The organism is Pseudomonas sp. zfem004 (assembly GCF_032621715.1).
Classification (GTDB): Bacteria; Pseudomonadota; Gammaproteobacteria; order Pseudomonadales; family Pseudomonadaceae; genus Aquipseudomonas; species Aquipseudomonas sichuanensis.
The window spans coordinates 57,808-70,754 of sequence record NZ_JAVYJF010000017.1 but is presented as its reverse complement, the minus strand read 5'-3'; the positions used below and the strand labels follow the sequence as shown (position 1 = coordinate 70,754).

Sequence of the window (12,947 nt, the reverse complement as noted above, 5' to 3'; positions counted from 1 at the left end):
GCAACTGATAGACTCGCGCCATGCCCGAGTTCGACCTCCCCCAAGCCCCCCTGCAACGCCTCGACCTGCCCTGGCTCCAACAAGCCGCTCTGGAGGCCGCCGTCCTGCGCCTTGACCTGATCGACCCACTGATCAGCGGCAACAAATGGTTCAAGCTGCGCCACCACTTGCTCGAAGCCCGGCAAGCCGGATCACCGGGCCTGATCAGCCTGGGCGGCAACCACTCCAACCACCTGCATGCCCTGGCCGCTGCCGGCAAGCGCTTCGGCTTCGCCACTGCGGGGCTGCTGCGTGGCCATGAGCAGGACACGCCGACCGTGCGCGACCTTCGGGCGCTGGGCATGCAGTTGCACTGGCTGGGTTTCGCAGGTTACCGAGACCGCCACCAGGCGGGTTTCTGGCAGCCCTGGCAGGCCCGTTATCCGGGCTGGCACTGCATCCCCGAAGGCGGCGGCGGCCCCGCCGGTGCCCAAGGCTGCGCGCTGATCGTCGAGCAGTGCCGGGCGCAACTGGACGTGCTGGGTTGGCAGGACTACGACGCCTGGTGGCTGGCCGCCGGCACCGGCACCACCCTGGCGGGGCTGGTGCTGGCGGAGCAGGGCAAGCATGCAGTGCATGGCGCCCTGGCCGTGCCCCTGGATCATGGCGTGCCGCAAACCGTCGCGGCCCTGGCGGGCCCGCACGGATACACGCTGCATGAAGCGAGCCGTGGGGGCTTTGCCCGGATCGATGCCGAGCTGCTGGCATTCATCGAGGCGACCGAGCGGCAGTCCGGCATGCCGCTGGAGGCGTTGTACACCGGCAAGGCGCTGCTGGCCTTGCGCGACCAGGTCGAGGCCGGACGCTTCGCGCCCGGCACCCGTCTGGTCTTCCTCCACACCGGCGGCCTGCAGGGGCGACGCGGTTACTTGTAGGGCAGCATGCGCAGCAGGGTGTTGTCGCGGCGCACGTAGTGGTGATACAGCCCGGCCAGGGCGTGCAGGCCGATCAACCAGTAGCCCCAGCTGCCGATGCGCTCATGCCAGCCTTTGATGAACTTGGCCAGGTCCGGGGCCGGGGCGACGATGGCCGGCAGTTCCAGGCCATAGAAGGGGATCGGTTTCTCGGCGGCGCTGAGGATCGCCCAGCCGGCCAGCGGCAGGCCGATCATCATCAGGTACAGCAGCAGGTGCACCAGGTGCGACAACCCGGTCTGCCAGGCCGGTGGCTTGGGCACGATCGGCGGGGTGGGGCGCGACAGGCGCAGGGCCAGGCGCAGCCACACCAGCACGAACACGCTCAGGCCAAGCATGAAGTGCAGATCCTTCATCACATCGCGTTCGGCGCTGCCCTTGGGGAACAGGCCACGCAGCTCGATGAAGGCGTAGACGGCGGCCAGCAGCACCAGCATCAGCCAGTGCAGGGCGATCGACAGCCGCGAGTAATGGGCGGCAGGGGTGGATGAAACCATGGTGGATCCTCGTCATCAGGTTGCAATTGGCGCTCTTGCTGGCGCTCAGGATCAACTCTAATCGGTGTGGCGAATCAAGCGTTGCGCCAGGTCGGTGAAATAGGTGTTGTCGCTTGCGACCCTTTCGCGGGTAAACCCGCTCCCACTGGCGCAAACGAGGCATGGGCGTTGCGGGAATCTGTGGGAGCGGGTTTACCCGCGAAAGGGCCGCTCCCGTCAACTTCAAGGGCTGGGCAGCTGCGGCCAACTGTCAGCCACCAGAAATACCCGCTCGGCCTCCAGCCAAATTCCATTCGCATTCTGCTCCAGCCTGACCAGCAACTGCGCCGGCGCATGCAGATCAAGCTCCGCCAGCCACTCTGCGAACTGGCTTTGCGTCCAGTCCTCATCCGCCGCCACCCTGGCCGGCGCCAGCCAGGCATGTCGGGGCAGGGGCCGCCAGCGTGCCGAAGGATTTTCGGCCTGATACCGCGCCCAGTCGCGTCGATGCAACCAGCGCCCACGCAAGTGCGTGGGGTTGGCGTCCTTCGGAGCGTCGGCGTGACCGGGCCAGGGATAGAACAAATAGCCGGCGAGCCACAGGTGTGAAGTCACATCGACAACCCCCAATGTCTGCAAGGCAGCGCGACTGCAAGGCTGGGTCGCCATCGGCAACTGGTGCCCGGCCAGGTGTGCCAGTTTCAGGCCGAGGCGGTCGTGGCAGCCGGGCCCGAGCCAGTGCGACGGGTCCAGACCATCGCCGCCGGGTGGCCCCAGGTAGAGTTTGATCGCCAGCTCCAGGTGGTGGTCGCCGTCGCGGTCGCGCAGCAGCAGGTCGAGCTCGCCCAAGGTGTGGCCGCCGTCGCGGATCGCCAGGTTGGCCGCCAGCAGCTCGATGCCCGGGGCCTGGCGCAGGGCGAACTGCCACAGGTATTCGTAATACAGGCCCAGTCGGCGGCTGCTCAGGCGCGCCAGCCATTCGAGCAGCAGCGAGGGATCTCGATCCAGTGCGTGCAGCCAGTTGGCCAGGCGCGTCGGTTCGTCGGCCCAGGCACTGCCGGCCAGCGGATGGCGCTGCGGGCACGGGCCGCCCAGCAGCAGCGGGGGCGAGAGCAGCACCCAGGCCAGGTCGCGCACCGCGGGGTGGCGCAACTGGCGGGGCAGGGAGGCGAGGTCGGCGAAGGGCATCATCCCGCGAGCATAGCCGGTTTGCCGCTGCCCGGTGCTTTCGCCCATAATCCCGGCATAGTCACCCCGCCGCAGAGCCTTGCAGGAGCACCATGGAGCAATTTCGCAATATCGGTATCATCGGACGCCTTGGCAGCTCCCAGGTGCTCGACACCATTCGCCGACTGAAAAAATTCCTCCTCGAGCGCCACCTGCACGTGATCCTCGAGGACACCATCGCCGAAGTGCTGCCCGGCCACGGCCTGCAAACCTCCACCCGCAAGCTGCTGGGCGAGGTCTGCGACCTGGTCATCGTGGTCGGTGGCGACGGCAGCCTGCTTGGTGCCGCCCGCGCCCTGGCCCGGCACAACATCCCGGTGCTAGGCATCAACCGCGGCAACCTGGGTTTCCTCACCGACATCCGCCCCGATGAGCTGGAGCAGAAAGTCGCCGAGGTGCTCGACGGCCATTATCTGGTGGAGAACCGCTTCCTGCTGCAGGCCGAAGTGCGCCGCCACCACGAGGCCATCGGCCAGGGCGATGCGCTCAACGACGTGGTGTTGCACCCGGGCAAGTCGACGCGGATGATCGAGTTCGAGATCTACATCGACGGCCAGTTCGTCTGCAGCCAGAAGGCCGACGGCCTGATCGTCGCCACACCCACCGGTTCCACGGCGTATGCGCTGTCCGCCGGCGGGCCGATCATGCACCCCAAGCTCGACGCCATCGTCATCGTGCCGATGTACCCGCACACCCTGTCGGGCCGGCCGATCGTGGTGGATGGCAACAGCGAGCTGAAGATCGTGGTGTCCAATGACCTGCAGATCTACCCGCAGGTCTCCTGTGATGGCCAGAACCACTTCACCTGCGCCCCCGGCGACACCATCACGGTGAGCAAGAAGCCGCAGAAGCTGCGCCTGATCCATCCGCTGGACCACAACTACTACGAGGTCTGCCGCACCAAGCTTGGCTGGGGCAGCCGCCTGGGGGGCAGGGACGACTGATGCTCGATCCGGCGCGCAGTTTCGACATCATCGGTGACGTGCACGGCTGTGCGCTGACCCTCGAGCGCCTGCTCGACGCCCTCGGTTACAAACGCATCGGCGGTGTCTGGCGGCACCCACGGCGCCAGGCGCTGTTCCTCGGCGATATCGTCGACCGCGGCCCGCGCATTCGCGAAGCGCTGCACATCGTCCACGACATGGTCGAGGCCGGCCAGGCCTTCTGCATCATGGGCAACCACGAATACAACGCCCTGGGCTGGGTTACGCCGGCCCTGCCGGGCAGTGGCAAGGCCTACGTGCGCGAGCACACGCCACGGCATGCCCGGCTGATCGACGAGACTCTCACCCAGTTCGCCCAGCACCCCGGCGACTGGCACGACTTCATCCAGTGGTTCTACGAGCTGCCGCTGTTCGTCGACGCCGGGCGTTTCCGCCTGGTGCACGCCTGCTGGGACCCGCAGTTGATCGAACCGCTGCGCCAGCAGTACCACAACGGCTGCATCGACGAGCACTTCGTGCAGGCTTCGGCCGTGTCCGGCAGCTTCGCCTCTACCGTGTGCAATCGCCTGCTGCGCGGCACCGACATGCGCCTGCCGGACGGCCTGACGCTGACCGGCGGCGATGGCCTGACCCGCGCCTTCTTCCGCACCAAGTTCTGGGAAGAAGACCCGCAGACCTACGGCGATATCGTCTTCCAGCCCGACGCGTTGCCCGACGAGGTGGCGCGCGCGCCGCTCAGCCATCACCAGAAGAACGCCCTGTTGCGCTACACCGAGGACGAACCGCTGCTGTTCGTCGGCCACTACTGGCGCAGCGGCCGTCCGGCGCCGATCCGCGGCAACCTGGCCTGCCTCGACTACAGTGCCGTGCTGTACGGCAAGCTGGCCGCCTACCGGCTGGATGACGAAACCCGCATCGACCCGCACAAGTTCGTCTGGGTCGACGTCGAACGCCCACAGGCCAATCAATGAATGTGATCGAAGTGCTGCGCCTGCCGCTGGCGGTCGACCTCAGCGGTTTCGTCGCCCTGCTGCGGCGCCTGCAGGTGCCGCACCGGGTGGTCGAGGAGGGCGAGGAGCAGGTGCTGTGGGTGCCGCCGGCGATTGCCGAGGATGTTCGCGAGCTGTACACGCGCTACCCCGACGGCAATGCCGATCTGCAAGCCGTCCCGGAGCCTGAGCAAGGCAGCCTGCCGGCTGCCCCTTCCTTGAAGGAACAGGCCATCGCCTGCAAGGTGACCGCCACGGTGTTGTTCCTGAGCCTGGTGGTCGCCGGCCTGACCGGCCTGGGCGACAACCTGACCACCATCGCCTGGTTCACTTTCCTGCCGTTCCAGGTGCAGGGCGAGTACCTGTATTTCACTCCGCTTCTGCAGGCACTCGGCGAAGGCCAGTGGTGGCGGCTGGTGTCGCCGATGCTGCTGCACTTCGGCGTACTGCACCTGGCGATGAACGGTATGTGGTACTGGGAGCTGGGCAAGCGCATCGAACTGCGCCAGGGCCCGTGGATGCTGCTGTGCTTGACCCTGCTGTTCAGCCTGGTGTCCAACCTGGCCCAGCACTTCACCAGCGGGCCGAGCCTGTTCGGCGGCCTGTCCGGTGTGCTGTACGGCTTGCTCGGGCATGTCTGGCTGTACCAGAAGCTTGCGCCCAACCCGCAGTTCAGCCTGCCCCGGGGCGTGCTGGCGATGATGCTGATCTGGCTGCTGGTGTGCCTGAGCGGCGTGGTCGGCCAACTCGGCTTCGGCCAGATCGCCAATGCCGCGCACGTGGGCGGGTTGCTCATCGGTTGCCTGACCGGGCTCTTGGGTGGATGGCTCGCGCGGCGTAGACTGTCGGCCTGACTGAGGAGACACCATGTCCACTTTTGCGCAAATGATCGAAAACATCACCCCCGAAATCTACGAAAGCCTGAAAACGGCCGTCGAAATCGGCAAATGGTCCGATGGCCGCAAGCTCACCGCCGAGCAGAAGGAACTGTCGCTGCAGGCCGTGATCGCCTGGGAAATCCAGAACCTGCCCGAAGACCAGCGCACCGGCTACATGGGCCCGCAAGAGTGCGCGTCGAAGTCCGCGCCGATTGCCAACATCCTGTTCAAGTCGGACTCGGTACATTGATCGAACTCGCTCGTGGCTCCTTGAGCAAGATGGCGGTGCGTCTGGAAGCACCGGTCGTTCAATACAGTTTCCGCCTGGACGACACCCAGGTGCCGGTGAACCCGCTGATCGGCCAGTCGATCCGCCTGGAGTACCTCGGCGCCATCCACTGCACCCACTGTGGCAAGCGCACCAAGACCAGCTTCAGCCAGGGTTACTGCTATCCCTGCATGACCAAGCTGGCCCAGTGCGACGTGTGCATCATGGCCCCGGAACGCTGCCACTACGACGCCGGCACTTGTCGCGAGCCGTCGTGGGGCGAGCAGTTCTGCATGACCGACCACGTGGTCTACCTGGCCAACTCGTCGGGCATTAAGGTCGGCATCACCCGTGCCACACAACTGCCCACCCGCTGGCTCGACCAGGGCGCCAGCCAGGCGTTGCCGATCATGCGCGTGGCCACCCGGCAACAGTCCGGGCTGGTCGAAGATATCCTGCGCAGCCAGGTGCCGGACCGCACCAACTGGCGTGCATTGCTCAAGGGCGATGCCGAGGTGCTCGACCTGGTGGCTATCCGCGAACAGATTTTCGACGCCTGCGCCGAGGGTATCCGTGGGCTGCAGGAGCGCTTTGGCCTGCAGGCCATCCAGCCGCTGCCCGACGCCGAGGTGGTGCAGATGCGCTACCCGGTCGAGGCTTACCCGAAAAAGATCGTCAGCTTCAACCTCGACAAGGACCCGGTCGTGGAAGGCACGCTGCTGGGCATCAAGGGCCAGTACCTGATCTTCGACACCGGCGTGATCAACATTCGCAAGTACACGGCCTATCAACTGGCCGTGCTCCAGTAAAGGATCGTCACCATGCGTACCGAACAACCGCAAGTGATCTACCTCAAGGACTATCAGGCCCCCGAGTACCTGATCGATGAGACGCACCTGACCTTCGAGCTGTTCGAGGACCACACGCTGGTGCACGCGCAACTGGTCATGCGCCGCAACCCCGAGCGCGGTGCCGGCCTGCCGCCGCTGGTGCTCGACGGCCAGCAGCTCGAGCTGCTGCGCGCTTCGCTGGATGACCAGGAACTGCAGGCGGGCGACTACCAGCTCGACGACAGCAGCCTGAGCCTGCAGCCGAAAACCGAGCGCTTCACCCTCGACACCAGCGTGAAGATCCACCCGGAAAGCAACACCGCGCTGGAAGGCCTGTACAAGTCCGGCAAGATGTTCTGCACCCAGTGCGAGGCCGAGGGCTTCCGCAAGATCACCTACTACCTCGACCGCCCGGACGTGATGAGCGTGTTCACCACCACGGTGATCGCCGAGCAGCATCGCTACCCGGTGCTGCTGTCCAATGGCAACCCGATTGGCAGCGGGCCGGCCGAAGACGGCCGCCACTGGGCCACCTGGGAAGACCCGTTCAAGAAGCCGGCGTACCTGTTCGCCCTGGTGGCGGGTGACCTGTGGTGTGTCGAGAGTGAGTTCACCCGCCAGTCCGGCCGTGACGTGACCCTGCGCATCTATGTCGAGGAAGAGAACCTCGACAAGTGCGACCACGCCATGGTCAGTCTGAAGAAGTCGATGCGCTGGGACGAAGAGGTCTACGGCCGTGAATACGACCTGGACATCTTCATGATCGTCGCGGTCAACGACTTCAACATGGGCGCCATGGAAAACAAGGGCCTGAACATCTTCAACTCCAGCTGTGTGCTGGCCCGTGCCGAGACCGCCACCGATGCCGCCCACCAGCGCGTCGAAGGCGTGGTCGCCCACGAGTACTTCCACAACTGGTCGGGCAACCGCGTGACCTGCCGCGACTGGTTCCAGCTGTCGCTCAAGGAAGGCTTCACGGTGTACCGCGATGCCGAGTTCAGCGCCGACATGAACTCGCGCACGGTCAAGCGCATCGAGGACGTCGCCTACCTGCGCACCCACCAGTTCGCCGAAGACGCCGGCCCCATGGCCCACCCGATCCGCCCGGACAGCTTCATCGAGATCTCCAACTTCTACACCCTGACGGTGTACGAGAAGGGCGCCGAGGTAGTCGGCATGGTCCACACCCTGCTGGGGGCCGAGGGTTTCCGCAAGGGCAGCGACCTGTATTTCGAGCGCCATGACGGCCAGGCGGTGACCACCGACGACTTCATCAAGGCCATGGAAGACGCCAACGGTGTCGACTTGAGCCAGTTCAAGCGCTGGTACAGCCAGGCCGGCACCCCGCGCCTGGACGTCAGCGAGGCTTACGATGCCGCCGCGCAGCGCTACAGCCTGAGCTTCCGCCAGAGCTGCCCGCCGACCCCGGGGCAGGTCGACAAGCTGCCATTCGTGATCCCGGTGGCACTGGGCCTGCTGGATGCGCAAGGCAACGATCTGCCGCTGCGCCTGGCCGGCGAAAGCGCCGCCACCGGCACCAGCCGCGTGCTGTCGGTGACCGAAGCCGAGCAGACCTTCACCTTCGAAGGCATTGCCAGCCAGCCGCTGCCGTCGCTGCTGCGTGGCTTCAGCGCACCGGTCAAGCTGAGCTTCCCCTACGACCGCGACCAACTGATGTTCCTGATGCAGCACGACAGCGACGGCTTCAACCGCTGGGAAGCGGGGCAGCAGTTGTCGGTGCAGGTGCTCCAGGAGCTGATCGGCCAGCACCAGCGTGGCCAAGCGCTCACGCTAGATCAGCGCCTGATTACCGCACTGGGCACTGTGGTTGGCAACGAGTCGCTGGACCCTGCCATGGTCGCCGAGATGCTCTCGCTGCCGGGCGAGGCCTACCTCACCGAGATCAGCCAGGTGGCCGATGTGGACGCCATCCACGCCGCCCGTGAGTTTGCCCGCAAGCAGATCGCCGAGCAGTTGTTCGACGCCCTGTGGGCCCGTTACCAGGTCAACCGCGACGTGTCGCGCAAGACCCCTTATGTGGCCTCTGCCGAGCACTTCGCGCGCCGCAGCCTGCAGAACATTGCGCTGTCGTACCTGATGTTGAGCGGCAAGCCGCAGGTTGTGGAAGCGACCTTGGAGCAGTTCGACCAGTGCGACAACATGACCGAGCGCCTCACCGCCCTGGCGGTGCTGGTCAACTCGCCGTTCGAGGCCGAGCGGGCCAAGGCCCTGGAAACCTTCGCCGAGCACTTCAAGGACAACCCGCTGGTCATGGACCAGTGGTTCAGCGTGCAGGCGGCAAGTGCCTTGCCGGGCGGGCTGGCGCGGGTCAAGGCGCTGATGCAGCACCCGGCCTTCACCCTGAAGAACCCGAACAAGGTGCGCGCGTTGGTGGGTGCTTTTGCCGGGCAGAACCTGGTCAACTTCCATGCCGCCGACGGTTCGGGGTATCGCTTCCTGGCGGACCTGGTGATCGAACTCAATGCCCTGAACCCGCAGATCGCTTCGCGCCAACTGGCGCCGCTGACCCGCTGGCGCAAGTATGACGATAAGCGTCAGGCGCTGATGAAGGGTGAGCTGGAGCGGATTCTCGCTTCGGGCGCGCTGTCCAGTGATGTGTATGAAGTGGTGAGCAAGAGCCTGGCGTAATCCTGGTTCTGCTCTATCGCGGGGCAAGCCCGCTCCCACGCCGATCACCGACAGCGTGGGAGCGGGCTTGCCCCGCGATGTTTTTGCCGGTTAACAAAACATAACGTCCCGCTCGTTGTTTTCTGTCGGATTACCCCGATAGGATGCCCCAAAGCTATTCCAGGGCTCTGGAACAGGGTTCCTCGGCACCTGGCAATAGATTGACCCAGCACAAGAACACAACAGGGGGCAGTCATGAGAGAGCGGATCACGGCACGGGGCCGGCACGGCGCCTGGCCATTGGCGGCCAGCGCGATGCTGGCGCTGGCACTGGCGGCATGGGCGGGCAGCGTCGATGCGGCGGTCGCCGCCGAGGAATACTCGGTCGAGTCGGCCAAGGCCAGCCAGAGCCTGTTGATCGGTGCCACCCACGCAGGCAAGCGCCTGGTGGTGGTTGGCGATCGCGGCCATATCCTGTTCTCCGACGACCAGGGCAAGACCTGGACCCAGGCCCGGGTACCCACCCGGCAACTGCTCACCGCCGTGTTCTTCCTCGATGACAAGCGCGGCTGGGCCGTTGGCCATGACGCGCAGATCCTCGCCAGCAGCGACGGCGGCGCGACCTGGAGCAAGCAGTTCGAAGACCGTTCCCGCGAAGCCCCGCTGCTCGATGTGCGCATGCTCGACGCGCAACAGGGTTTTGCCGTCGGCGCCTATGGCGCGGTGCTCGAAACCCTCGACGGGGGCCAGCATTGGCAAGACGTCGGCGAGCGCCTGGACAACCCCGACCAATTGCACCTCAACGCCATCACCCTGGTGAAGGACGCCGGCCTGTTCATCGTCGGCGAGCAGGGCAGCATGTTCCGCTCCAGCGACAACGGCCAGAGCTGGTCGAAAGTCGAAAGCCCCTATGAGGGCTCGTTCTTTGGCGTGATCGGTACTGCCCAGCCCAACACCCTGCTGGCTTACGGCTTGCGCGGCAACCTGTTCCGATCCACCGATTTCGGTGACAGCTGGCAGCCGATCGAGCTCAAGGCCGAGCGTGGCCCGCTCGAATTCGGCCTGGCAAGCGCTACGCTTCTCGAGGACGGCAGCGTGGTGCTGGTCGGCAACGGCGGCAGTGTGCTGCGCAGCCATGACGACGGGCAGACCTTCAGCGTGCGCAACCGCGCCGACCGCGTCGCCCTGGCCGGGGTCAGCGGCCTTGCCGGCGGCGGCCTGCTGCTGGTAGGGCAGGGCGGTGTGCACCTGGCATCGGCCGACGGCACCCAGGAGGCACGCCCATGACCAGCCGGGAGAGCTTCGACATGCAGCACAAGGACAAGGCCACCCTGCTGGAACGCCTGATCTTCAACAACCGCCCCATGGTCATCGCCATCTGCGTGCTGGTGAGCCTGTTCCTGTTCTGGCAGGCCACGCAGATCCGCCCGTCCACCAGTTTCGAAAAGATGATCCCGCTGCAGCACCCCTTCATCGAGCAGATGATGGAGCACCGCAACGACCTGGCCAACCTCGGCAACACCGTGCGCATCTCGGTGGAGGCGGTCAACGGTGACATCTTCGACAAGGACTACATGGAGACGCTGCGCCAGATCCATGACGAGGTGTTCTACATTCCCGGCGTCGACCGCGCCGGTCTCAAGTCGTTGTGGAGCCCCAGCGTGCGCTGGAGCGAAGTCACCGAAGAGGGCTTCTCCGGCGGCGAGGTGATCCCCAACACCTACAACGGCTCACAGGGCAGCCTCGACACCCTGCGCGACAACGTGCTCAAGTCCGGCCAGGTCGGGCGCCTGGTGGCCAACAACTTCAAGTCCAGCATCGTCGACATTCCGTTGCTGGAGAGCTTCCCCGACCCCCAGGACCCAGGCAAACAGGTCAAGCTCGACTACCAGCAGTTCTCCCATCAGCTGGAGGAAAAGATCCGCGACAAGTTCCAGGCGCAGAACCCCAACGTCAAGATCCACATCGTCGGCTTCGCCAAGAAGGTCGGCGACCTGATCGACGGCCTGCTGATGGTGGCGATGTTCTTCGGCATCGCGCTGGTGATCACCTGGGCGCTGCTGTACTGGTTCACCTGGTGCATCCGCAGCACCATCGCAGTGCTGATCACCACCCTGGTGGCGGTGGTCTGGCAGCTGGGGCTGATGCATGCGGTGGGCTTCGGACTCGATCCGTATTCGATGCTCGTGCCGTTCCTGATCTTCGCCATCGGCATCTCCCACGGCGTGCAGAAGATCAACGGCATCGCCTTGCAGTCCAGTGACGCCGACAATGCCCTGACCGCGGCCCGGCGTACCTTCCGCCAGCTGTTCCTGCCGGGGATGATCGCCATCCTGGCCGACGCCGTGGGCTTCATCACCCTGCTGATCATCGATATCGGGGTGATTCGCGAGCTGGCCATCGGCGCCTCGATCGGCGTGGCGGTGATCGTGTTCACCAACCTGATCCTGCTGCCCGTGGCCATCAGCTATGTCGGCATCAGCCAGAAGGCCATCGAGCGCAGCAAGAAGGACGCTACCCGCGAGCACCCGTTCTGGCGCCTGCTGGCCAACTTCGCAAGCCCCAAGGTGGCGCCGGTGTCCATCGTGCTGGCACTGCTGGCCTTCGCCGGCGGCCTCTGGTACAGCCAGAACCTGAAGATCGGCGACCTCGACCAGGGTGCGCCGGAGCTGCGCCCCGACTCGCGCTACAACCAGGACAACAGCTTCATCATCAGCAACTACTCGACCAGTTCCGACGTGCTGGTGATCATGGTCAAGACCCCGGCCGAGAGCTGCTCGATCCACTCGACCATGGCGCCCATCGACGAACTGATGTGGACCATGGACAACACCCCGGGCGTGCAATCGACCATCTCCCTGGTGACCGTGTCCAAACAGGTCATCAAGGGCATGAACGAAGGCAGCCTGAAGTGGGAGACCCTGTCGCGCAACCCGGGCATCCTCAACAACTCCATCGCCCGTGCCGACGGCCTGTACAACGGCGATTGCTCGCTGGCACCGGTGCTGGTGTTCCTCAACGACCACAAGGCCGAAACCCTGGAGCGGGTCACCGCCGCGGCCAAGGCCTTTGCCGACAGCCACAACAAGGACGGCCTGCAGTTCCTCCTGGCGGCGGGTAACGCCGGGATCGAGGCCGCGACCAACGAAGTGATCAAGTCGGCCGAGCTGACCATCCTGATCCTGGTCTACCTGTGCGTGGCGGTGATGTGCATGATCACCTTCCGCTCCTTTGCCGCCACCCTGTGCATCGTGCTGCCGCTGGTGCTCACCTCGGTGCTGGGCAACGCGCTGATGGCGTTCATGGGCATCGGCGTGAAGGTTGCCACGCTGCCGGTGGTGGCGCTGGGTGTGGGGATCGGCGTGGATTACGGCATCTACATCTACAGCCGGCTGGAGAGCTTCCTGCGCGCAGGCCTGCCACTGCAGGAGGCCTACTACCAGACGCTGCGCTCCACCGGCAAGGCGGTGCTGTTCACTGGCCTGTGCCTGGCCATCGGCGTATGCACCTGGATCTTCTCGGCCATCAAGTTCCAGGCCGACATGGGCCTGATGCTGACCTTCATGCTGTTGTGGAACATGTTCGGCGCACTGTGGCTGCTGCCGGCGCTGGCGCGGTTCCTGATCAAGCCGGAGAAGCTGGCGGGCAAGGAGGGCGGGTCGATCTTCGCCCACTGACGAATGAGCGTGGGAGCGGGCTTGTCCCGCGATGGCGGTCGACCAGGCGTAGATGATGCCCAGGCCGACGTCATCGC

Annotated in this window: 11 protein-coding genes; 9 read left to right on the top strand and 2 right to left on the bottom strand. The window is 65.4% G+C overall.

The features are described 5' to 3' along the window. The first annotated feature begins 20 nt into the window (after positions 1-20). Positions 21-914: a 1-aminocyclopropane-1-carboxylate deaminase/D-cysteine desulfhydrase gene (locus RTH46_RS18645; RefSeq protein ID WP_316906324.1), complete on the top strand. Its 894-nt coding sequence runs from the start codon at positions 21-23 to the stop codon at positions 912-914. On the opposite strand, the gene RTH46_RS18640 is transcribed toward RTH46_RS18645, so the two are convergent. Beyond that, entirely contained in the window at positions 905-1,450 is a 546-nt protein-coding gene (locus tag RTH46_RS18640; protein ID WP_316906323.1) for a cytochrome b, read from the bottom strand. The two genes, RTH46_RS18645 and RTH46_RS18640, sit on opposite strands and share 10 nt — an antisense overlap. 222 nt (positions 1,451-1,672) lie before the next feature. Beyond that, complete coding sequence (locus RTH46_RS18635) at positions 1,673-2,665, bottom strand: DUF1853 family protein (protein ID WP_316906322.1); 993 nt, start codon at positions 2,663-2,665, stop codon at positions 1,673-1,675. 44 nt (positions 2,666-2,709) lie between these two features. Between RTH46_RS18635 and RTH46_RS18630 the strand changes: the two genes are divergently transcribed. The 8 genes from RTH46_RS18630 to RTH46_RS18595 all read left to right on the top strand — a co-directional run bounded on the left by RTH46_RS18630 (position 2,710) and on the right by RTH46_RS18595 (position 12,870). Further along, positions 2,710-3,600, top strand: a complete 891-nt coding sequence (locus RTH46_RS18630; protein ID WP_110995856.1) for an NAD(+) kinase — start codon at positions 2,710-2,712, stop codon at positions 3,598-3,600. After that, entirely contained in the window at positions 3,600-4,571 is a 972-nt protein-coding gene (locus RTH46_RS18625) for a metallophosphoesterase (RefSeq protein WP_153788626.1), read from the top strand. The genes RTH46_RS18630 and RTH46_RS18625 overlap by 1 nt, the downstream gene beginning before the upstream one ends. Then, positions 4,568-5,443, top strand: coding sequence for a rhomboid family intramembrane serine protease (locus RTH46_RS18620; RefSeq protein ID WP_153788627.1), 876 nt, complete (start codon positions 4,568-4,570; stop codon positions 5,441-5,443). Before RTH46_RS18625 ends, RTH46_RS18620 begins: the two co-directional genes overlap by 4 nt. 13 nt (positions 5,444-5,456) lie before the next feature. Next, positions 5,457-5,717 carry a YeaC family protein gene (locus RTH46_RS18615; protein ID WP_110995859.1) on the top strand — a complete coding sequence of 87 codons (261 nt, stop codon included), beginning with the start codon at positions 5,457-5,459 and terminating at the stop codon, positions 5,715-5,717. Beyond that, positions 5,714-6,544, top strand: a complete 831-nt coding sequence (locus RTH46_RS18610) for a DUF2797 domain-containing protein (protein ID WP_153788628.1) — start codon at positions 5,714-5,716, stop codon at positions 6,542-6,544. The genes RTH46_RS18615 and RTH46_RS18610 overlap by 4 nt, the downstream gene beginning before the upstream one ends. A gap of 12 nt (positions 6,545-6,556) precedes the next feature. Next, positions 6,557-9,214, top strand: coding sequence for an aminopeptidase N (gene pepN, locus RTH46_RS18605; RefSeq protein WP_316906321.1), 2,658 nt, complete (start codon positions 6,557-6,559; stop codon positions 9,212-9,214). A 234-nt stretch (positions 9,215-9,448) separates the two neighbouring features. Continuing rightward, the gene (locus RTH46_RS18600; protein WP_153788630.1) at positions 9,449-10,480 is read left to right on the top strand and encodes a WD40/YVTN/BNR-like repeat-containing protein; all 1,032 of its coding nucleotides are present in this window, start codon (positions 9,449-9,451) and stop codon (positions 10,478-10,480) included. Continuing rightward, positions 10,477-12,870: an efflux RND transporter permease subunit gene (locus tag RTH46_RS18595; protein ID WP_153788631.1), complete on the top strand. Its 2,394-nt coding sequence runs from the start codon at positions 10,477-10,479 to the stop codon at positions 12,868-12,870. The genes RTH46_RS18600 and RTH46_RS18595 overlap by 4 nt, the downstream gene beginning before the upstream one ends. Positions 12,871-12,947 lie beyond the last annotated feature (77 nt).